General features: G+C 64.2%; 16 protein-coding genes and 1 pseudogene. All 17 read left to right on the forward strand.

Annotated features, from left to right (window positions below):
* Positions 1-180: 180 nt before the first annotated feature.
* Complete coding sequence (locus tag ACQKPE_RS09715; RefSeq protein WP_427665288.1) at positions 181-921, forward strand: flagellar basal body rod protein FlgF; 741 nt, start codon at positions 181-183, stop codon at positions 919-921.
* A gap of 48 nt (positions 922-969) precedes the next feature.
* A complete protein-coding gene (flgG, locus tag ACQKPE_RS09720) occupies positions 970-1755 on the forward strand; it encodes a flagellar basal-body rod protein FlgG (protein WP_427665290.1) in 786 nt (261 codons plus the stop codon).
* Between the two features lie 39 nt (positions 1756-1794).
* Positions 1795-2490, forward strand: a complete 696-nt coding sequence (gene flgH, locus ACQKPE_RS09725) for a flagellar basal body L-ring protein FlgH (protein ID WP_427665292.1) — start codon at positions 1795-1797, stop codon at positions 2488-2490.
* Positions 2491-2502: 12 nt separating this feature from the next.
* Positions 2503-3612 carry a flagellar basal body P-ring protein FlgI gene (locus tag ACQKPE_RS09730; RefSeq protein WP_427665294.1) on the forward strand — a complete coding sequence of 370 codons (1110 nt, stop codon included), beginning with the start codon at positions 2503-2505 and terminating at the stop codon, positions 3610-3612.
* Between the two features lie 9 nt (positions 3613-3621).
* Positions 3622-4818, forward strand: coding sequence for a flagellar assembly peptidoglycan hydrolase FlgJ (gene flgJ, locus ACQKPE_RS09735; protein WP_427665296.1), 1197 nt, complete (start codon positions 3622-3624; stop codon positions 4816-4818).
* Positions 4819-4830: 12 nt separating this feature from the next.
* Positions 4831-6879, forward strand: coding sequence for a flagellar hook-associated protein FlgK (flgK, locus tag ACQKPE_RS09740; RefSeq protein WP_427665298.1), 2049 nt, complete (start codon positions 4831-4833; stop codon positions 6877-6879).
* A gap of 13 nt (positions 6880-6892) precedes the next feature.
* Complete coding sequence (locus ACQKPE_RS09745; protein WP_427665300.1) at positions 6893-8464, forward strand: flagellar hook-associated protein 3; 1572 nt, start codon at positions 6893-6895, stop codon at positions 8462-8464.
* A 120-nt stretch (positions 8465-8584) separates the two neighbouring features.
* Entirely contained in the window at positions 8585-12166 is a 3582-nt protein-coding gene (locus ACQKPE_RS09750) for a glycosyltransferase (protein ID WP_427665302.1), read from the forward strand.
* A 170-nt stretch (positions 12167-12336) separates the two neighbouring features.
* Positions 12337-13110: a glucose-1-phosphate cytidylyltransferase gene (rfbF, locus tag ACQKPE_RS09755; RefSeq protein ID WP_427665304.1), complete on the forward strand. Its 774-nt coding sequence runs from the start codon at positions 12337-12339 to the stop codon at positions 13108-13110.
* The gene (gene rfbG, locus ACQKPE_RS09760; protein WP_427665305.1) at positions 13092-14174 is read left to right on the forward strand and encodes a CDP-glucose 4,6-dehydratase; all 1083 of its coding nucleotides are present in this window, start codon (positions 13092-13094) and stop codon (positions 14172-14174) included. The genes rfbF and rfbG overlap by 19 nt, the downstream gene beginning before the upstream one ends.
* Entirely contained in the window at positions 14171-14731 is a 561-nt protein-coding gene (locus ACQKPE_RS09765) for a dTDP-4-dehydrorhamnose 3,5-epimerase family protein (protein ID WP_427665307.1), read from the forward strand. Before rfbG ends, ACQKPE_RS09765 begins: the two co-directional genes overlap by 4 nt.
* Positions 14728-15951, forward strand: coding sequence for a methyltransferase domain-containing protein (locus ACQKPE_RS09770; protein WP_427665309.1), 1224 nt, complete (start codon positions 14728-14730; stop codon positions 15949-15951). The genes ACQKPE_RS09765 and ACQKPE_RS09770 overlap by 4 nt, the downstream gene beginning before the upstream one ends.
* 5 nt (positions 15952-15956) lie before the next feature.
* Positions 15957-16817 (forward strand): NAD-dependent epimerase/dehydratase family protein, encoded by an 861-nt coding sequence (locus ACQKPE_RS09775; protein WP_427665310.1) that lies wholly within the window; start codon positions 15957-15959, stop codon positions 16815-16817.
* A complete protein-coding gene (locus ACQKPE_RS09780) occupies positions 16807-17901 on the forward strand; it encodes a class I SAM-dependent methyltransferase (protein WP_427665311.1) in 1095 nt (364 codons plus the stop codon). Before ACQKPE_RS09775 ends, ACQKPE_RS09780 begins: the two co-directional genes overlap by 11 nt.
* Entirely contained in the window at positions 17898-18632 is a 735-nt protein-coding gene (locus ACQKPE_RS09785) for a cephalosporin hydroxylase family protein (protein ID WP_427665312.1), read from the forward strand. The genes ACQKPE_RS09780 and ACQKPE_RS09785 overlap by 4 nt, the downstream gene beginning before the upstream one ends.
* A gap of 54 nt (positions 18633-18686) precedes the next feature.
* Positions 18687-21590 (forward strand): TIGR00180 family glycosyltransferase, encoded by a 2904-nt coding sequence (locus tag ACQKPE_RS09790; RefSeq protein ID WP_427665314.1) that lies wholly within the window; start codon positions 18687-18689, stop codon positions 21588-21590.
* Positions 21591-21737: 147 nt separating this feature from the next.
* Positions 21738-21848, forward strand: a pseudogene (locus ACQKPE_RS09795) (UDP-N-acetylglucosamine 4,6-dehydratase (inverting)); the annotation flags it as partial.
* Between the last annotated feature and the right edge of the window lie 4 nt (positions 21849-21852).

Here is a 21852-nt window from a genome sequence, read left to right on the forward strand (position 1 = left end):
GTTGTCTGGCGGCGGCGTGACCGGCGGCAGGCCAACCGGGTCGGCATTGTTGTCGGCATCCAGGGTGCCGATGTATTCACGGGCTTTTTCACATCTTTTGAAAGTTGGTTCGGAACTTGCTTTATAGCCATCAGAGCAACGGCGGGCGGCAACCGATCGCCAGCGTAGCGGAGGATGACTGTGGACAAGATGCTTTATGTGGCCATGACCGGCGCCAGCCAGAACGCGATGGCGCAAAAGGCCCATGCCAACAACCTGGCGAACGTTTCCACCACCGGTTTCCAGCGTGACCTGGAGCAGGCGCGTTCGATGCCGGTATTCGGTGACAGCTTTCCGGCGCGGGCCTTCGCCATGAGCGAGCGACCCGGCACCGACTTCACCCCCGGCGCGATGATCGAGACCGGTCGTGAGCTGGATGTCGCGGTGTCCGGCAATGGCTTCATTGCCGTGCAGGCCCCCGACGGCAGCGAGGCCTACGTGCGTACCGGCAGCCTCAACATTGACGCCCTGGGCGTGCTGCGCACCGGCAATGGCATGCCGGTGATCGGCAACGGTGGCCCGATCGCCATTCCGCCAGAGCAGAAGGTCGAGGTCGGCGACGACGGCACCATCAGTATCCGCGCCATGGGCGAAGACCCACGGGTGATGGCCGAGGTCGACCGCATCAAGCTGGTCAACCCGGATATCGCTGGCATGACCAAGGGCCTGGACGGGCTCATGCACACCACGAGCGGCCAACCGGCCGACGCCGACGTCAACGTTCGGGTGGTGTCGGGCTTCCTCCAGGGCAGCAACGTCAATGCCGTCGAAGAAATGACTTCGGTGCTGGCGCTGTCCCGGCAGTTCGAGTTGCACGTCAAGATGATGAAAACAGCCGAGCAGGGCGACGAAGCCATGGCTCGGGTTTTGCAAATCACCTAATCACCTTTGAACGGGTGCCGTAAAACAGGCGCACGAGGAGAACACTGAATGCTTCCGGCTCTTTGGGTCGCTAAAACCGGCCTGTCCGCCCAGGACACCAACCTCTCGGTCATTTCCAACAACCTGGCCAACGTTTCCACCACAGGTTTCAAGCGTGACCGCGCCGAGTTCCAGGACCTCTTGTACCAGGTCAAGCGCCAGCCAGGTGCCCAGTCCACCCAGGACAGCGAGCTGCCGTCGGGCCTGCAGGTCGGTACCGGTGTGCGCATCGTCGGCACCCAGAAGAACTTCCAGGTCGGCAGCCTGCAAACCACCGAGAATCCGCTGGACCTGGCGGTCAACGGCCGTGGCTTCTTCCAGGTGCTGCAACCCGATGGCACGGTTTCCTACACCCGTGACGGCACCTTCCACCTGAACTCCGATGGCCAGGTGGTCACCGCCAACGGCTTCGCCCTGGAACCGGCCATCGTCGTACCGCCAGATGCGCAGACCTTCACCGTCGGCCAGGACGGTACCGTGTCGATCACCATCGCCGGCAACCCGGCGCCGCAGATCATCGGCAACCTGCAGACCGCCGACTTCATCAACCCGGCCGGCCTGCAAGCGATCGGTAACAACCTGTTCCTGGAAACCGCTGCCAGCGGTGCGCCACAGATCGGTACCCCAGGCCTGAACGGCTTCGGCACCACCCAGCAGCAGACCCTGGAAAACTCCAACGTCAGCACCGTGGAAGAGCTGGTGAACATGATCACCACCCAGCGTGCCTACGAGATGAACTCCAAGGTCATCTCCACCGCCGACCAGATGCTGTCGTTCGTTACCCAGCAGCTGTAAGTAAAGTCACACACCCTGTTTCACCGTGAGGTAAGTGTCATGAATCGTCTGTTGTCCGTATTCGCCCTGGGGGGGGCGGTGTTGCTGGCAGGTTGCGTCGCGCCGACGCCAAAGCCGAACGACCCGTACTACGCGCCGGTATTGCCGCGCACCCCGATGTCGGCGGCGGCCAACAACGGTTCGATCTACCAGGCCGGTTTCGAGCAGAACCTGTATGGCGATCGCAAGGCGTTCCGGGTCGGTGACATCATCACCATCACCCTCAACGAGCGTACCTCGGCCAGCAAGAACGCCGGTTCGCAGATCCGCAAGGACAGCGAGGCCAACATCGGGCTGACCTCGCTGTTCGGCGCCGTGCCGAATACCAACAACCCGTTCGGCAGTGGCGACCTGTCGCTCAATGCCGGCTACAGCGGCGAGCGCAACACCCAGGGCGCCAGCACTGCCAGCCAGGGCAACACCCTGACCGGCTCGATCACCGTGACCATCGCCGAGGTGCTGCCCAACGGCGTGGTCGCCGTGCGCGGCGAGAAGTGGATGACCCTCAATACCGGTGAAGAGCTGGTGCGTATCGCCGGGCTGGTTCGTGCCGACGATATCTCCACTGACAACACCGTGCCGTCCACCCGCGTGGCCGATGCGCGCATCACCTACTCGGGAACCGGTTCCTTCGCCGACGCCAGCCAGCCCGGTTGGTTGGACCGCTTCTTCCTCAGCCCGCTTTGGCCTTTCTGAGTACGGATGAACATGTTCAACCTAAGGCAGCTGATTGCCGTGACCCTTCTGATGTCCTTCGCGTTCGGCGCCCACGCCGAGCGCCTGAAGGACATTGCCAGCATCTCCGGCGTGCGCACCAACCAGTTGATCGGCTATGGCTTGGTGGTCGGCCTGAACGGCACGGGTGACCAGACCACTCAGACCCCGTTCACCCTGCAGACCTTCAACAACATGCTCTCGCAGTTCGGCATCAAGGTGCCGCCGGGGTCGGGTAACGTGCAGTTGAAGAACGTCGCCGCAGTGTCGATTCACGCTGACCTGCCGCCGTTCGCCAAGCCCGGCCAGGTGGTGGACATCACCGTGTCGTCGATCGGTAACTCCAAGAGCCTGCGCGGCGGCAGCCTGCTGATGACCCCGCTCAAGGGGATCGACGGCAACGTCTACGCCATCGCCCAAGGCAACCTGGTGGTCGGCGGTTTCGATGCCGAGGGCCGTGACGGCTCGCGCATCACCGTCAACGTGCCGTCGGCTGGCCGCATTCCTGGTGGTGCCACCGTCGAGCGCGCGGTACCGAGCGGCTTCAGCCAGGGCAACAGCCTGACCTTGAACCTCAACCGCCCCGACTTCACCACCGCCAAGCGCATCGTCGACAAGGTCAACGACCTGCTCGGCCCCGGTGTGGCCCAGGCGCTGGACGGCGGTTCGGTGCGCGTCACCGCGCCCATGGACCCGACCCAGCGCGTCGATTACCTGGCGATCCTCGAGAACCTCGAGATCGACCCCGGCCAGGCGTCGGCCAAGGTCATCATCAACTCGCGTACCGGCACCATCGTGATCGGCCAGAACGTCAAGGTGTCGCCGGCAGCGGTGACCCATGGCAGCCTGACCGTGACCATCACCGAAGACCCGATCGTCAGCCAGCCGGGGCCGTTCTCCAACGGCCAGACCGCCGTGGTGCCACGCTCGCGGGTCAATGCCGAGCAGGAAGCCAAGCCGATGTTCAAGTTCGGCCCGGGCACCACGCTGGATGAAATCGTCCGCGCGGTGAACCAGGTCGGCGCAGCGCCAGGCGACCTGATGGCGATCCTCGAAGCCCTGAAGCAGGCCGGCGCGTTGCAAGCCGACCTGATCGTGATCTGAGGACGCCCAATGAACCCCAAGAGCATGGTGCGTAGCCCCGCCGACAGCGGTGCCTATACCGACATCAACCGGCTCAGTTCGCTCAAGCACGGTGATCGCGACAGCGAAGCCAACGTGCGCAAGGTGGCGCAGGAATTCGAGTCGCTGTTCATCAGCGAAATGCTCAAGGCCTCGCGCAAGGCCAGCGACGTGCTGGGCGATGGCGACCCGCTGAACACCGAAACCGTCAAGCAGTACCGCGACATGTACGACCAGCAGCTGGCCGTGAGCATGTCCCGCGAAGGCGGCGGTATCGGCTTGCAAGATGTACTGGTGCGCCAGCTTTCCAAGAACAAGGCCATGCGCCCCAATTCCAGCCCGTTCCCGGCAGTGGCCGGACACGCGCCAGCGCTGTGGGGGGCGAAGGTCGCCGAGCCCGCAGTGGCCACCAGCGAAACCCCGGGCGTGCGCAACGATGTGGCTGCGCTCAATTCGCGGCGCCTGGCCTTGCCCGGCAAGCTCACCGACCGCCTGCTGGCCGGTATCGTGCCTTCGGCAGGTACCCCGGCCGCCGTCACCAACAACGCGGCGCTGCCGGGGCGTGGCGACATTCCGGTGGGCGGTGTGGCCACTGGCGACTGGCAACCGGCACAGACCTTCGCCGCCCCTGGCAACATGCGCATTCTCGGCCGCGCCGTGGCCCAGCCGCCGCTGGCGCCGAGCAAGGCCTTCAGCGACAGCGATGCCTTCGTCGCCACCATGCTGCCGATGGCCGAACAGGCCGCCAAGCGTATTGGCGTCGACCCGCGCTACTTGGTGGCCCAGGCCGCCCTGGAAACCGGTTGGGGCAAGTCGGTCATGCGCAACGCCGATGGCAGCAGCAGCCACAACCTGTTCGGCATCAAGGCCAGCAGCAACTGGCAGGGCGGGCAGGCGAGGGCGATCACCAGCGAGTTCCGCGATGGCCAGTTCGTCAAGGAAACGGCGGCGTTCCGCTCCTATGACTCGTACCAGGACAGCTTCCATGACCTGGTCAACCTGTTGCAGGGCAACGCGCGCTATCAAGATGCTTTGAAGGCTGCCGATAACCCAGAACAGTTTGTGCGAGAGCTGCAGAAGGCCGGGTATGCCACCGACCCAAGCTACGCCAGCAAGATCTCGCAGATCGCGAAACAGATGAAGTCGGACACGAGCTACGCAATGCTCGGGTCCACCACGCAACTTTAAGGACATGCAACCATGGCGAGCTTGATCAACATTGGTATGTCGGGATTGTCGGCTTCCCTGGCGGGCCTGAACACTACCGGTAACAACATCGCCAACGCCGATGTCGCCGGCTATTCCCGTCAGCAGAACATCCAGCGGTCCAAGGGCTCGATCCAGGAAGGCCATGTCTTCATGGGCACCGGGACTACGCTTGCGGATGTGCGCCGGGTGTACAACCAGTTCCTGGATGCACAGTTGCAGACCGCCACCTCGCTCAACAGCGACAGCAACGCCTACCTGAACCAGGTGACGCCGCTCAACAACTTGCTGTCCGACCGTAATACCGGCATCACCGGTGCGCTGACCAACTTCTTCGCCGCCCTGCAAAGCGCCGCCAACAAACCGACCGAAGATGCTTCGCGTCAACTGCTGCTGAGCAATGCCTCGGCGCTGGCTGGCCGTTTCAACAGCCTGTCTGCCCAGTTCAAGGAGCAGAACACCAACATCAACGGCAACCTCGACTCGATGGCCTCGCGGATCAACGAGCTCAGTTCCACCATTGCTCAGTACAACGAGCAGATCGCCAAGACCTCGACGATCAGCGGCCAGCCCAACGACCTGCTCGACCAGCGCAACGAGGCGATTCGCCAGTTGAACCAACTGGTCGGCGTAGACACGGTCGAGCGCAACGGCACTATCGACGTCTACCTGAAGAACGGCCAGTCACTGGTGCTGGGTACCTCCACCAACAAGATGAGTACCGAGCCGAGCATCACCGACCCCACCCAGTTCGCGATCAAGCTCGACCGTGGCAGCACCAAGATGGATATCACCAGCACCATCAGTGGCGGTGAAATGGGTGGCCTGCTGCGTTACCGCAGCGAGACCCTGGCCCCGGCCATGAACGAGCTGGGCCGTATCGCCTTGGTGGTGTCCCAGCAGATCAACTCGCAGCTCGGGCAAGGCATCGACAAGAACGGTGAGTTCGGTGCGGCGTTGTTCGGCGACCTCAACAGCGACAAGGCCATGGCCGGGCGCAGCACCGCCAAGGTCGGCAACGCCGGCAGCGCGGCCCTGGACGTGGTCATCCGCGATACCGGCAAGCTGAGCACCAGCGACTACCAGGTCACGTTCGTAGGCCCAGGCGCGGACCGTTACCAGGTCAAGAAGCTGCCTGACGGTACCGACATGGGCACGTTCAGCACCAACGATGACCCGGCGCCGGTCATCGACGGTTTCAGCATCGACCTCAAGAGCGGCACGGCGGCGGTGGGCGACAGCTTCAAGATCACCCCGACCCGCAACGCCTCGGCGGAAATCGAGGTGGTGCTCACCGACGCCAAGCGTCTGGCATTGGCCGCACCGCTGACCGGCACCTCCGGTAACGGCAACACCGGCACTGGTGTGATCACCCAGCCGGTACTGAAATCGGTACTGGACATCGCCGACCCGGCCCAGCGCCTGGAATTGCAGACCGGCATCAAGTACTCCACGCCAGTGCGCCTGGTGTTCCGCGATGAGAATGCCTCGCCGCAGACCTACGAGGCGTTCGATGCCAAGGGCAATAGCATCGGCACGGGCACCTTCGTGCCAGGGCAAAGCAACACCTTGCAGTTCAATGTGCCGATGATCGACTCGGCAGGTAACCCGATCCTCGATGGCGGTGGCGTGCAGAAGACCTTCAGCTTCGAGATGAAGGTCGCAGGCTCGCCCAAGAACGGCGACAACTTCACTGTGGCGCTGACCGGCGCGGGCTCTTCGGACAACCGCAACGCGCTGTCCCTGCAAGAGCTGCAAACCAAGCAAACGATGGACATCGGCTCGACCAAGGGCATCAGCATCACCGACGCCTACGGCAAGCTGGTGGAAAGCGTGGGTGCGCAAGCCAAGCAAGGCCAGATGGATGTCCAGGCAACCGGCGTGGTGCTGACCCAGGCAGCGGGTGCGCGCGATTCGTTGTCTGGCGTGCAGCTGGATGAAGAAGCCGGCAACCTGGTCAAGTACCAGCAGTACTACACGGCCTCGTCGCAGATCATCAAAGCGGCGCAGGAAACCTTCAGCACTCTGATCGCCGCGCTTTAAGGAGCATTGATCCATGCGTATCTCCACGGCCCAGTTCTACCAATCCAGCGCGGCAAACTACCAGCGCAACTACGCCAACGTGATCAAGACCAACGAGGAGGCGAGTTCCTTCGTTCGGGTCAACACCGCAGCCGATGACCCGGTGGGGGCAGCGCGTCTGCTGCAACTGGGCAACCAGGCGGACATGCTGGAGCAGTTCAAGACCAACGCCACCAACATCACCAACTCGCTGAACCAGGCCGAGACCACGCTGAACTCGATCAACACGATCCTGACGCGGGTGAACGAGCTGGCCCTCGAGTCGGGCAACGCCGGCTACACCGACACCGAGCGCAAGGCCAAGGCAGCCGAGCTGGGGCAATTGGAAGACCAACTGCTCAGCCTGATGAACAGCCGCGACGAAAACGGCCAGTACCTGTTCGCCGGTTCCAAGACCGACACCGCGCCGTTCGTGCGCAATGCCGATGGCACCTACTCCTACCGCGGCGACCAGACCCAGCAGGAGCTGCAAGTTGGCGACATGCTCAAGATGGCCGGTAACAGCACCGGCTACAGCGTGTTCGAGCAGGCCCTGAACACCAGCCGCACCGAAACCCGCCCGAACCCACCGACCCCCAATGATGGCAAGGTAAATCTGTCCAACGGCCAGGTGTCCGGCAGTGTTACCTACAATGACCGTTTCAGAAGCGGCCAGCCCTACACGGTCACCATGCTCAGCAGCACCCAGTTCCGCATCACCGACAGCGGGGGTACTGACGTGACCGCCGAGGCTACCCAAGGCGGCACCTTCGACCCGAACACCGTTGGCGGCTCGATGATCAGCTTCCGTGGCGTGGACATGCGCTTGAACATCAACCTGCAGCCCGGTGACGTACCGGACACCGTGGTGGGAGGCCGTAGCTTCACCCTGGAGAGCAAGCCAGATACCATCACCGCCACTCGCAGCCCTGGCAACGCGTCGAACGCCCAGGTGTCGGGCATCAACGTTACCAACCCGGCCCAGTACCAGGCGATGTTCCCCAGTGGCGGTGCCGTGATCAAGTTCACCAGCGCCACCGATTTCGAGCTGTATGCGCAGCCGTTGACCGCCGATAGCCGCCCGGTCGCCAGCGGTACCATGGTGGGCAACACCGCCACGGCCGCCGGTGTGGCGTTCACCTTCACCACCGTGCCGCCGCAGCAAAACGGTGACCAGTACCTGGTGAACGTCGACAACCACCAGACCCAGAGCGTTCTGGACACCGTCGCCCAGCTGCGTACTGCCCTGAGCCAACCAATCGACGGCAACCCTGCGGCCTATCAGCAGTTGCGCGCCGACCTGGACTCGGCCATTTCCAACATCCAGAGCGGCCAGGACCGGCTCAACACGTCGGTTACCGATATCGGTGCGCGGGGCAAGGCGCTGGAGATTCAAGAGAGCACCAACGAAAGCCTGAGCATCGCCAACAAAACCACGCAGTCGTCGATCCGCGATTCCGACCCGGCCGAGGTGCTGATTCGCCTCACCCAGCAGCAAACCACGCTCGAAGCGTCGCAGGCGGCGTTCGCGCGGGTCAGCCAGTTGAGCCTGTTCAACGTACTTTGAGTGCGCGCGTCACCGCCACGCTCGCTCCGTCAGGGGTGAGGGATGGCGGTGCGTTGTTTTCCCCGTGGTAGCGACTGTTCTGAATGCTCTGCGGGCAGTCATCTGTCGAGAGATTCGCTCGTGAACCCAGTGCCCCTAGTCAGCCTTGTCATCCCCGCCAACAACCCTCGGTTCTTCCGCGCAAGCCTGGTCAGCGCCCTGGCCCAGGACTACGACAACCTCGAAGTCATCGTCTGCGACGATAGCCAAGGGCCGGAGATCGAGGCGCTGGTCGAGGAGCTGCGCAGCCTGGCGCGTCATCCCCTGATCCATGTGCGTAACTCGCAGCCGCTGGGTTTTGCCGGCAACTTGCTGCAAGGGTTGGAGCAGAGCCAGGGGCATTACATCAAGTTCCTCTGCGACGATGACCGGCTGATGGCCGATTGCGTGTCCAGCCAGGTGCGGCTGTTCGAAGCCCATGGCGATGTCAGCCTGGTCGCCGCCAGGCGGCACCTGGTGGATGCCGAGGATCACATTCTGCCGCAGCGCCTGGAGAGCAGCCCGGTCACCTTCGGCGACACCCTGTTCCATGGCGACGACCTGCTGGACTTCTTCGAAACCCGCCAGCTCAATTTCATCGGCGGGCTGAGCAGCGTGCTGCTGCGCGCCAGCGACCTGCGCGAACTGCTGCCAGCCCTGGCGCCGGGTTTCGTAGCGCTGCTCGACCTGGTGTTGTTCGTATGCTTGCTGCGCCGTGGGCATCTGGGCGTGACGGCCGGGGTGCACTGCATCGAGCGGGTCCACCCCGACCAGTTGCGCCGCCAGCCTGACGTGCAGGCTGTGGCCGCCAGCGAAGCGCAACACCTGCGTGACATGTTCGCGGCCCGTACCGCTGAGCGTGAGCCGTTCTCCGGCTGGGTGCGCGTACAGATCCTTCATGGTCATGAGCTCGACGCCCCGCGCGAGTGGGAGAACCTGTTCCTGGTGCACACCCTGCGCTGCCTGCAAGCGATCCAGGAGTCCCACGTCGGTAGCGACAGCGACAGTTTCTCCGAGCTGTATGCCAAGTGGTTGGAGTGCCGCCAGGACCCATTGGTGCTGGCAAAACTGATGCGCTTGAGCGAGCACTGGCCGAAGCGCCCGCGCATCGTCCCTGTGGTGATCGACCCTGAAGGCGATACGCAGGCGCTGAAGGTGACCCTGGACAGCATCGCCGGCCAGGTCTATGGCGCAGAGCCGACCTGGGTACTGTCCAGCGCCCCTTTGACCGGTGCTACCGATGCCCGCCTCATCCGGCAGCCGTTGCAGGCTGACTGGGCCACGCAACTGAACGCGGTGGTCGAGCAACTGGGCGAGGAGGAGTGGGTCTACTTGCTGCGTGCCGGTGACCGGCTCAACGCCTTCAGCCTGATGCTGATGGCCGAGCGGATCGTGTCCCATCCGCAGATCGCCTGCTGCTATGGCGATGAGGGCGGCCAGCACGACGAAAGCTCGGTGGAGCCGGTGTTCAAGCCCGACTTCAACCTCGACCTGATGCGTGGCTACCCGTTTACCGGTCGCATGCTGGCCTTCGCCCGCGAAGCCTGGCAAGCCTTGGGTGGCCTCACTGCCGACTACCGCGAGCTGGCGCCCCACGACTTGCTCTGGCGCCTGGTTGAAAACCGTGGCCCGCAGACCATCGAGCACATTCCGGAAGTGTTGGCCGAAAGCACCTTCAGCTATGCCGCCTGGCTGTCTTCGGCGGCGGTCATCGAGGAAAACCCGCGACTGCTGGAGGCGCACCTTGCGCGCCTGGGCGTGGGCTATGAGCTACAGAACGACGGCGGGGCGATCAACCAGGTTCGCTACCTGCACGCCACCCAGCCGCTGGTCAGCCTGGTGATCAGTGCCCAGGACCAGTTGCCGGCGCTCGAGCGCTGCCTGGAAAGCGTGTTGCAGCGCACCGCCTATGCCCATTACGAAGTGCTGATCGTCGACAACGCCAGCCAGGGCGCCGAGACCCATGCCTGGTTGGCCGCGCTGGAGCAGTTGGACAGCAACAAGCTGCGGGTGCTGAAGCTGGACGAGCAAACCAGTTTCGCCGCGGTGCAGAACCTGGCAGCGCAACACGCCCGCGGCGAATACCTGCTGATGCTCAGCCCATTCGCGGTGGTTACCGAGCCTGACTGGCTCGACGCGCTGCTCAGCCACGGCCAGCGTCATGAAGTCGGCGCGGTGGGCGCCAAGCTGTGCAATGCCCACGGGCTGATCATCCATGCCGGCGGCGTGCTTGGCCTGCGCGGTGCGGTGGGTTCGCCGTTCGTTGGCGAGCCGATCGAGGCGGGCGGCTACATGCAGCGCTTGCAGGTCGCGCAGAATTACTCGGTGGTTGGCTCCGAATGCCTGTTGGTGCGCAAAGCGCTGTTCGTGGCGCTGGGTGGGCTCAATGAGCGCGTCTTTAGCCACGCGTTCAGCGATGTCGATTTCGCATTGCGCCTGGGTGAGGCGGGCTACCTGGTGGTGTGGACACCCCATGCCCAACTGGTCATGGACCCGCCGCCGGCACCTGCGCCCGACCCGCAGCAAGAAGCCGAGCGCCAGGCCAAGTTGGTGGAGCAGCACGATGCGTTCTTCCGCGCCTGGATGCCGATGGTGGCGCGTGATCCGGCCTACAACGTCAACCTGGCGCTGAACGGTTCGAGCTTCTGCCTGGACCCAGGCCTGAAGGCCGCCTGGATGCCCTTCGTCAGCCGTCCGCTGCCCCACGTGCTGGCCTTGCCGATGAACAAGACTGCGGTGGGCCACTACCGGGTGATCCAGCCGGTGACAGAGCTGGAAAAGGCCGGTTGGGTGACTCAGCAGCAGTACTTCGAGATTCCCACTAACGTCGAGCTGGAGCGTTCCTCGCCGGACGTGGCGATCTTGCAGGGGCGCTATACCGAAGGCTTCGTCAAGGAAATCGAGCGGCTCAAGACCTTCTCCAAGGGCTTTTGCATCTACGAGCTGGACGACTACGTGATCGATGTGCCGAAGAAAAATGGCCACCTCAAGTTCACGCCAAAGGACCTGGAAAAATCGTTGCGCCGGGGTATCGAGCGCTGTGACCGGTTGGTGGTGTCGACCCAGGCCCTGGCGGATGCCTTGCACGACACCCATGACGATATCCGGGTGATGCCGAACATGTTGGCCGAGCACCTGTGGACCGACATGAGCAGCCGCCGTCGAGCCGGGCGCAAGCCGCGAGTGGGTTGGGGTGGTGGCACCAGCCACACGGGTGACTTGGAAGTGATCGCCGAGGTGGTCAAGACCTTGGCGAACGACGTGCAGTGGGTGTTCTTCGGCATGTGTCCGCCAGCGCTGCGCCCCTACATCAGCGAGTTCCACCCGCCCGTGCCGCTGGAGTTGTATCCGGCCAAGCTTGCCAGCCTGAACCTGGACCTTGCCCTGGCGCCGCTGGAGTACCACATCTTCAACGACTGCAAGAGCAACCTGCGTTTGCTGGAATACGGGGCCTGTGGCTACCCGGTGATCGTCACCGACACCCGCGCCTACGAAGGCTACCTGCCATGTACGCGGATCAAGACCAACAGCACCCAGGAGTGGTTGGACGCGATTCGCATGCACTTGGCCGACCCTGACGAAAGCTATCGCCTGGGCGACCGCTTGAAGCAGGAAGTGCTGCGCGACTACGTGCTGCGTGAAGAGCATGTGCAGCATTGGTACAGCGGCTGGATGCCGAACTGACCGAGGTTTTCGCCGAGCCTGACCGATAACGGGGGGCGTCGTCCCCCGTCGTCGATGTGCGCATCGACAAAAAAGTGCTATCTGGCGCGTTTCATGCAGTACCCCCGCCATATCGCCATAAATCGTGCAATCACACGATTCATGGCCGGTGACGAACAAGAGGGGACAACATGAAGGCGGTAATTCTGGCCGGTGGACTGGGCACGCGTATCAGCGAGGAGTCCCACCTCAAGCCAAAACCCATGATCGAGATTGGTGGAAAGCCAATTCTCTGGCACATCATGAAGCAGTACTCGGCCCACGGTATCCATGATTTCGTGATCTGCCTGGGCTACAAGGGCTACGCGATCAAGGACTTCTTCGCCAACTACTTCCTGCATACCTCGGACGTCACCTTCGACATGCGCGCCAACCGCATGGACGTGCACCAGAACTACAGTGAGCCCTGGCGTGTCACCCTGGTCGACACCGGTGAAGAGACCATGACCGGCGGTCGCCTGCGCCGCGCCGCGCGTTACATCGAAGACGAAGAAGCCTTCTGCTTTACCTATGGCGACGGCGTCTCGGACCTGAATATCGGCGCCTTGGTGGATTTCCACCGGGCCCACGGCAAGCTTGCCACCGTCACTGCGGTTCAGCCTCCGGGTCGCTACGGCGCCTTGGAGCGCGACGGCGACCGAGTGTGCGGTTTCGTGGAAAAACCCCGTGGCGATGGTGGCTGGATCAATGGCGGCTTCTTCGTGCTCTCGCCGCGAGTGCTGGGCTATATCGCCGACGACCAGACCTCCTGGGAGTCCGAGCCGCTGATTCGTCTGGCTGACGAGGCGCAGCTGAACGCCTTCCAGCATGACGGCTTCTGGCACCCCATGGATACGCTGCGTGACAAGAACTACCTGGAGCAACTCTGGCAGAACGGGGAGGCCCCATGGAAGCAGTGGGCCTGAGCCCGGCATTCTGGCAGGGCAAGCGTGTCCTGCTCACCGGCCACACGGGTTTCAAGGGCAGCTGGTTGGCGCTCTGGCTGCGTGAGCTGGGGGCGCAGGTCACAGGCTTCGCCCTGGACCCCGGCAGCGAGCCCAACCTGTTCGAACTGGCCCGGGTTGGCCGCGACATCAGCGATGTGCGCGGCGACCTGCGCGACCTTGGCGCGTTGCTCGAAATCGTGGCCGAAGTCCAGCCTGAAATCGTCCTGCACCTGGCGGCGCAACCCTTGGTGCGCGAGGCCTATCGCGACCCGCTGGGGACCTATTCGAGCAACGTCATGGGCACCCTCAACCTGCTCGAGGCCATTCGCCAAGTCGGCGGCGTGCGCGCCTGCGTGCTGGTGACCACCGACAAGGTCTACGCCAACCAGGAGTGGCCTTGGCCGTACCGCGAGAACGAAGCCCTCGGCGGGCACGACCCCTATAGCAGCAGCAAGGCCTGCTGCGAGCTGCTGGCGCAATCTTATGGCGCCTCGTTCTTCCCGGCGGACAAGCATGCCGAGCACGGCCTGGCATTGGCCACCGCGCGCGCTGGCAATGTGCTGGGCGGTGGCGACTTTGCCGCCGACCGCCTGGTCCCCGACGTGCTCAAGGCCTGGACCGCAGGCGAGCCGGTGACCCTGCGCTACCCGCAGGCCGTGCGCCCCTGGCAGCACGCCCTGGAGCCGCTGGCCGGCTATCTGCAACTGGCCGAGCGCTTGTACCGCGAAGGCCCGGCCTATGCGGGCTCCTGGAACTTCGGGCCTGGCGAGCAGGACATGTGCAGCGTCGGCGAAGTGGTGGGTTATCTCGCCAAGCAGTGGCCTGCGGCACCGGGGCTGCAGGTAGAGCCCAGCGAGTTGCACGAGGCTGGCCTGCTGCGCCTGGACAGCTCGCGAGCGCGGCAAGTACTGGGGTGGCGTACGCGCTGGTCGCTGCACGAATGCCTCAAGCACACCCTGGATTGGCACCTTGCCTGGCAGCGTGGCGACGACATGCGTGGCTTTACCCTTGACCAGTTGAACCTGTACGCGGAGCTGTCGTGAGCGACCTGCAATTGCACGCCTTGCCGCTGGACGGTCTGTTCAGTGTCCAGCACAAGCGCCACGGCGACGCCCGTGGCCAGTTCGCCCGGCTGCACTGCGAAACCCGCCTGGGCGAGTTGGGCGCGCCGTTCCATGTGCGCCAGATCAACCACTCCCATACCGTCGGGCAGGGCAGCGTACGTGGCCTGCACTATCAGTTGGGCGATGCGCCGGAAAGCAAGCTGATCACCTGCCTGCGCGGCGAAGTCTGGGATGTGGCGGTAGACCTGCGTGAAGGCTCGCCCACCTTCCTGCACTGGCACGCCGAGCACCTGCGCGCCGGCGACGGGCGCAGCGTGCTGATCCCGGCCGGCTTCGCCCATGGCTTTCAAGTACTGAGCGAGGAAGCCGAACTGCTTTACCTGCACAGCGCCGACTATGCCCCGGGTTGCGAAGGCGGGCTGTCGGTGCATGATCCCAGGCTGGCGATCACCTGGCCGCTGGCTGTCAAAAATTTGTCTCTACGCGATGCCGGGCATCCCTGGCTGACCCCATCGTTCACCGGAGTGTGCCCATGAATTGCCGTGGCTGTGGTTCCTGCCTGAACCTGCCCCTGATCGACCTAGGCACCGCACCGCCGTCCAACGCCTACCTACGCGCCGACCAGTTGGCCGCGGCCGAGGCCTGGGTGCCTTTGAAGGTCGCGGTGTGCGAGCAGTGCTGGTTGGTGCAGACCGAGGATTACACCCGGGCCGATGCGCTGTTCGATGCCGACTACGCCTATTTCAGTTCTTACTCCAGCTCCTGGCTGGCCCATGCCCGCGACTACGTGGCGCAAATGGTCGAGCGCTTCGCCCTGGGCCCTCGCAGCCGAGTGGTGGAAATTGCCGCCAACGATGGTTATCTCTTGCAGTACGTGGCCGAGCGCGGCATTCCCTGCCTGGGCGTTGAGCCTACCCGCAGCACTGCCCAGGCGGCGCGCGAAAAGGGCTTGCAGATCCGCGAGGTGTTCTTTGGCGAACAGGCGGCCCGCGAGCTGGCAGACGAGGGCTGGTCGGCCGACCTGATGGCAGCCAACAACGTGTTGGCCCACGTGCCGGACATCAACGACTTCCTGCGCGGCTTCAGCACCCTGCTCAAGGCCGATGGCGTGGCCACCTTCGAGTTTCCGCACCTGCTGTGCCTGATGGCCGAGCAGCAGTTCGATACCCTGTACCACGAGCATTACTCCTACCTGTCGCTGACGGCGGTGAATACCCTGTGCGCGCGCAATGGCCTGGAAATCTTCGATGTCAGCGAGCTGCCGACCCACGGCGGTTCGCTGCGGGTCTTCGCCCAGCGTGCCGGTGGCCCGCAGTTGCGCCAGGCCAGCGTCGATGACCTGCTCGGCATCGAAGCGCGGGTAGGGGTCAGCACCGCGGGGTTCTACAGCACCCTGGCGCCGGCGGCCGAGCGTATCAAGCACCAGCTGCTGCGTTTCCTGTTGCAGGCCAAGGCCGAAGGCAAGCGCGTGGTTGGCTACGGCGCAGCGGCCAAGGGCAACACCTTGTTCAACTATGCCGGGGTCAAGCCCGACCTGGTGGCCTGGGTGGCCGACGCCAACCCGCACAAGCAGGGCAAGTTCCTGCCGGGCAGCCGCATTCCGGTGGTGGCGCCTGAGCGCCTAGCCATCGAGCAGCCCGACTACGTGCTGGTGCTGCCCTGGAACCTGCTCAAGGAAGTCAGCGAGCAGCAGGCGCAGGTGCGTGAGTGGGGGGGGCGCTTCGTCATCGCCGTGCCGGAGCTGACAATCCTGTGACGGCCTTGAACGTACTTGTGACGGGCGCCACCGGCTTCGTCGGACGCCACCTGGTTGGCGCGCTGCTGGCACGCGGGCACCGGGTGCGTGCCGTTGCGCGCCGTCTGGAGCTTGCCCAGGCCATGCCGTGGTTCGACCAGGTCGAGTTCGTTCGCGCCGATATCCACGACCCGCAGCTGGCGGTCGACGCGTTGTGTGACGGTGTCGATGCGCTAGCGCACCTGGCCTGGCCGGGTTTGCCGAACTACCAGGGGTTGTTCCACTTCGAGCGCAACCTGATGGCCGACTATGGCTTCATCCAGCGCGTGGTGCAAAGCGGGGTGGGCCGGGTTCAGGTGGCTGGCACTTGCCTGGAATATGGCCTGCGCAATGGTGCGCTGGATGAGTCGCTAACCTGCCAACCGGCCAACCCCTACGGGTTGGCCAAGCACAGCCTGCGCCTGTTCCTGGAAAGCCTGGCCGCGCAGCAGCCGTTTGCCCTGCAATGGGTGCGGCTGTTCTACCTGCACGGCGAAGGCCAGAACCCCAACAGCCTGCTGGCGGCACTCGACCGGGCCATCGATGCCGGGCAGCCGCGCTTCGACATGTCGGGTGGAGAGCAGTTGCGCGATTTCCTGCCTATCGAAACCGCTGTTGGCTACCTGGCCAAGTTGCTCGAGCAGGGCGATTTCAGTGGCGTGGTCAATTGTTGCAGTGGTCAGCCGATCGCCGTGCGCACGCTGGTCGAGTCGCATATCGCCAAGCGCGGCGCGAACATCGCGCTGAACCTGGGGCACTACCCCTATCCAACCCACGAACCCATGGCCTTCTGGGGCGATGCCCGCCGGTTGCGGGCCCTGTTGGGAGTTGCTTGTGATGAAGCATGAGTTATACCGCGCCACCGGTTTGCCGGTGTTGCAGAACCGCACCTTTGCCGATGCCGAGTCGGCGCGCGCCTCGGCCTGCGCCGACATGCGCCTGGTGCAGGATGGTCGTACGGGCCTGGTGTACAACGACGCCTTCGACGCCGAGAAGCTCAGCTACGACAGCGACTACCAGAACGAGCAAGGCCACTCGGCGCGCTTCCAGCGCCACCTGGACGATGTCGAAGGCGTGATCGCCCGCCATTTCAAAGGCCAGAGCCTGATCGAAGTGGGCTGCGGCAAAGGCTGGTTCCTCGAACTGCTGCGCGAGCGCGGCTACGCCGTCACCGGCATCGACCCCGCCTACGAGGGCGACAACCCCGACGTGCTCAAGGCGCCGTTCACCCGCGAATTGAACTGCCGGGCCGAGGCCATCGTGCTGCGCCATGTGCTGGAGCATATCCAGGACCCGGTGGCGTTCCTGGCCGCTATCGCCGACGCCAACGGCGGGGCCGGGCAGATCTACATCGAGGTGCCGTGCCTGGACTGGATCATCGAGCACAAGGCCTGGTTCGACCTGTTCTACGAGCACGTCAACTACTTCCGCCTCGATGACCTGCGCCGCCTGTTCGGCACGGTCGCCGAGGCCGGTCACCTATTCGATGGCCAGTACCTGTACATCGTCGCCGACCTCGCCAGCCTGCGCACCACGCTTGAGCCGGTGCCGCCGCTGAGCCTGCCCGCCGACTTCAGCGCCAGCCTCGAGCACGCCGTACGCCTCGTTCAGCGCGATGCCGGACGCGGTTCGGCGATCTGGGGCGCTTCGTCGAAGGGGGTGATCTATTCGCTGTTCCTGCAACGCGCCGGCGCGCCGGTAGACCGGGTGATCGACATCAACCCGGCCAAGCAGGGCCGCTACCTGCCGCTCAGCGGCGCCCGGGTGTCTTCGCCGCAGGAGGCGCTGGACGCCTTGCCTGACGGTGCGCACCTGTTCGTGATGAATTCCAACTACCTCGACGAAATCCGCCGCATGACTGCCGAGCGCTTCACTTACCACGCCGTCGACAGCGCCGATTTCACCCACCTGCCAACCGAGACCGCACAATGACCGACTCGCCGATCAAGGCCTTCGAAGCCGAATGCACTGCGCAAATTGCCGCCCAAGGTGAAGACCAGGCGCTGCAGCAAGTGTCCCGTGACTTCTTCAACCAGTCCGCCGCGCACAAGTACACCTACCACTTCTCCTGGATGGGCCGCCCGATCATCCAGCTGCCCCAGGACATGATGGCGATGCAGGAGATCGTCTGGCAGGTCAAGCCGGACCTGATCATCGAGTGCGGCATCGCCCACGGTGGCTCGATCCTCTACTACGCCTCCTTGCTCGAGCTGCAAGGGCACGGCGAGGTGCTGGGCATCGACATCGACATCCGCCCGCACAACCGCCAGGCCATCGAGGAGCACCCGATGAGCAAGCGTGTGCGCATGATCGAAGGCTCGAGCATCGACGCCGGTATCGCCGAGCAGGTCAAGGCGATTGCCGAGGGCAAGAAAGTCATCCTCGTACTCGACTCCAATCACACCCACGAGCACGTGCTCAAGGAGCTGGAGCTGTACGCGCCGCTGGTGGCCGTGGGCAGCTATTGCGTGGTGATGGACACCGTGGTCGAGGACATGCCGGCCGACTTCTTCCCCGATCGTCCCTGGGGCCCGGGCGACAACCCCAAGACTGCGGTCTGGGAGTACCTCAAGGGCAACGACAGCTTCGAGATCGACTACCAGCTGCAAAACAAGCTGCTGGTCACCGTGGCGCCTGACGGCTACCTGCGCCGGGTTCGCTGAGACGTTCAACAGCATTCGATTTTTTCGGCGGCAACGCCAATGGTGGGGAAGACTATGCAAGGCAAATTCGCAGCAGACCAGGCAGCCTCGCTGCGCGAACGGTTCACGCTGGTATTGATGACGCACAACCGGCCGGTGTTCCTGGAGCGTACGCTGCGGTACTACAGCGACTACCCGTGCTCGATCCTTGTGCTGGACTCCTCGACCGAGTCGGCCCAGGCGGTGGCCGCGCAGTATCCGGGTGTCGAGTACCTGCACCTGCCGCAGTTTTCCTACCTTGGCTTCCAGGCCAAGCTGACCTATGGCGTGAGCCGGGTGAACACGCCGTTCATGGCCTTCGCCGCCGATGACGACTTCCTCGTGTTCGATGGCCTGAACCAGTCGTTGGACTTCCTTGCGGCCAACCCAGACTACGGCACGTGCCTGGGCTACAGCATGATGTACCTGGCCGAGGCGGCCAGTACCAGCTACTACCGCCGTGACAAGAAAGTCAGCGAGGACTACGGTCATCCGCGCGCTGAGCAGCGTGTGCTGGACTACATGGGCGAGTTCATTCCGCCATTCTTCGCCGTTACCCGTACCCAATTGCTGCGTCGCTGGTTCGAGCTGTTGCCCGAAGGCACCCCGTTCGAATGGCAGGAAATCGGCCATGTGTATTTCCTGTTGGCCAGCGCCAAGGCGCGGATCCTGCCGACGCCGTACGCGGTGCGCGAGGTCAATTACGGCAGTTCCGAGCACAAGACCGAGGTCATCCGTGTGCTCAGCCTTCCCGACCCCAAGTCGGTGGCCGAGCGCGAGGCATTCGCCGAGTTTCTCGCCGACGTCCCCACCGCCATCGAGGGGCTGGATCGTGAGGCGCGGCGCCAGCACGCCCTCGACAGCTTCGCGGCCATGGCCCAGGGGCTGTTCCAGCAACGGGCATTGACCTTGAAGCCGGTCTGGGGCTCGAAATGGACCGACCCGCTGAACCCGCCGGTGCGCACCTTCCTGGCGACCCAGTACGTGGAAATGCCGTTCTACAACCAGGCATTCTTCGATCAGCTCACCGCGTTTGAATTCCTCATCCATGCCATGCCGGCCGGGCGCCTGCAATTGCAGCAACTGGAATCGGTACTGCTGCGCCAGGAACAACTGATGCAGGTGCACACCAACGACAGCCCACAGACCGTTCGTGATCGTCTGTGGGAGGCATTGGGGCGCAATGCGTTCAATCGCGAGGTGGTGCGTCGCCTGGCTGCGCAACTGGGCGAAAACGGCGAGCACGAACAGCGCGAGGCGATGTTCGCCTGGCTGGCACGGCTGGAGAGTGTGTCGCAGCAGAGCGGCCGTGAACTGCTCGGCAGCATGCCTTCGGGTCGCCTGCTCGACTGGCTGGAGATGCGCAAGCCCGACGCCGCTGCCCTTGCCGCTATTAGGGAGCGCCTGGCGTCGCACCAGGGTGGCCCGCAATTTGGCATCCTGCTGCTGGACCTGAATAACGATCAGGCCGCGCTCCAGGACACCTTCGACAGCCTGTTGGCCGGCCTGAGCAAGGCCTTCCGGGTGCTGGTCTTCAGCACGGGCGAGTCGCCCGTGGCAACGTCGCTGCAGGACACCTTGCATTTCATCAAGGTCAGCCGCGAAGACTATGTCGAGCGGATCAACCAGCTGGCCCGGCAGTCTTCTTGTGATTGGTTGCTGCTGGCCGAGGCGGGTGACCGTTTCACCGCCGCTGGTTTGTTGCGCGCCAGCCTGGAGCTGCTGAACGCGTCGGATTGCCGCGCAGTCGCGGTGGACGAGATCCAGCAGCAGCCCGATGGTGCTTGGCGTGAGCTGCTGCGACCTGGGGTCAACCTGGACCTGCTGCAAACCAACCCGGCACTGATGGCGCGGCATTGGCTGCTGCGCCGGGAGGTGCTGGTGGAGGCGGGCGGGTTCGACAAGCAATACGACCAGGCCCTGGAGTTCGACCTGCTGCTGCGCCTGATCGAGCAGGGCGGCCTCAATGGCCTGGCCCACCTCGACGAGCCCGTGCTGATCACCCCGGCACCGAAAGCCTCGGGCAACGAGCATGCCCGGCAGGCGTTGGCACGGCACTTGGCGAGCCGCGGCTACAAGGCCCAGGTCAGTGCGCCACTGCCCGGTACCTTGCGTATCGATTACCGGCACGTCGAGCGGCCACTGGTGAGCATCCTGCTGCAGGCCCAGGATAACCTGGAGGTGCTGCAGCGGTGCCTGCAGAGCATCCTGCAACGCACCCGCTATGCGCGCTACGAGGTGCTGATCGCCGACAACGCCAGCCAATCGCCGCAATTGCTCGACTGGCTGGCGCAACTGCAGGAGGGCGCCGGCAAGGTGCGCGTGCTGCAAAGCGCCGAGCGCCTGAGCCCGGCGGCACTGTGCAACGCCGCCAGTGCCGAGGCCAAGGGCGAGTACCTGGTGTTGCTGGCGGCGGATGCCGAGGTGGTCAACGCCAACTGGATCGAGGCGTTGCTCAACCAGGCGCAACGTCCGGAGGTCGGTGTGGTCGGCGGCAAGCTGCTGGATGGCGAAGGCAAGCTCACCCAGGCCGGCCTGCTGTTGAAGGCCGATGGCGGGGTGGCGGCAGCCTCTGCGGGTATGGCGGCTGATGCTGCGGGCTACCTGAACCAGCTGGCGGTCGAGCAGAATTGCCCGGCGGTCTCTGCAAACTGCCTGATGATCCGCAGCGAAGTATTCCGCGCCCTGGGCGGCCTGGATGAAACGACCTTCGCCCAGGCGCACGGCGATGTCGACTTGTGCCTGAAAGCTGCCGAAGCCGGCCTGCTGACGGTCTGGACACCGCAGGCCCAGGTGATTCACCCTGGGGCTGTCAGCCAGGACCAAACCGCGCTTGCGGCCTTGCGCGCCAAATGGTCGACGCAGTGGCAGGGTGCGGCCCACGGCCAGGTGCTTGCGCCTGAAAAGGGGCGGCTGGACTGGGCTGCCCTGGTTGGCTGAAGCGGGGTGTCCAGAGGGGCTGGCCTGAAACTTGCTTTTGACAGGGTCATGGAGGGTGCGAGTCAGAAATCTGTAGGCTGCTCGCCCTGCCTGACTCTGCCACCAGGCGCGATCCTCCGTTGATCGCGCCGCCCCTAGGATCCCTGTATGTTCGACGACAAGTCCATTTTCATTTCCGGTGGAGCCGGGTCGTTCGGGCGCCGCTTGATCGAGCGGCTGCTTGAGGCCTGCCGGTCGCAACGTGCTGCAGTGTGGTCCGGTT

This window comes from Pseudomonas sp. NPDC089554, from assembly GCF_050280645.1.
In the GTDB taxonomy this organism is placed as follows: domain Bacteria; phylum Pseudomonadota; class Gammaproteobacteria; order Pseudomonadales; family Pseudomonadaceae; genus Aquipseudomonas.

Coding starts and splice junctions, on each gene's coding strand:
- rfbG (WP_427665305.1), top strand. CDS start 13,092: ATGGAAGCAGTGGGCCTGAGCCCGGCATTCTGGCAGGGCAAGCGTGTC.
- flgJ (WP_427665296.1), top strand. CDS start 3,622: ATGAACCCCAAGAGCATGGTGCGTAGCCCCGCCGACAGCGGTGCCTAT.
- ACQKPE_RS09785 (WP_427665312.1), top strand. CDS start 17,898: ATGACCGACTCGCCGATCAAGGCCTTCGAAGCCGAATGCACTGCGCAA.
- ACQKPE_RS09730 (WP_427665294.1), top strand. CDS start 2,503: ATGTTCAACCTAAGGCAGCTGATTGCCGTGACCCTTCTGATGTCCTTC.
- flgK (WP_427665298.1), top strand. CDS start 4,831: ATGGCGAGCTTGATCAACATTGGTATGTCGGGATTGTCGGCTTCCCTG.
- rfbF (WP_427665304.1), top strand. CDS start 12,337: ATGAAGGCGGTAATTCTGGCCGGTGGACTGGGCACGCGTATCAGCGAG.
- ACQKPE_RS09745 (WP_427665300.1), top strand. CDS start 6,893: ATGCGTATCTCCACGGCCCAGTTCTACCAATCCAGCGCGGCAAACTAC.
- ACQKPE_RS09780 (WP_427665311.1), top strand. CDS start 16,807: ATGAAGCATGAGTTATACCGCGCCACCGGTTTGCCGGTGTTGCAGAAC.
- flgH (WP_427665292.1), top strand. CDS start 1,795: ATGAATCGTCTGTTGTCCGTATTCGCCCTGGGGGGGGCGGTGTTGCTG.
- ACQKPE_RS09790 (WP_427665314.1), top strand. CDS start 18,687: ATGCAAGGCAAATTCGCAGCAGACCAGGCAGCCTCGCTGCGCGAACGG.
- flgG (WP_427665290.1), top strand. CDS start 970: ATGCTTCCGGCTCTTTGGGTCGCTAAAACCGGCCTGTCCGCCCAGGAC.
- ACQKPE_RS09770 (WP_427665309.1), top strand. CDS start 14,728: ATGAATTGCCGTGGCTGTGGTTCCTGCCTGAACCTGCCCCTGATCGAC.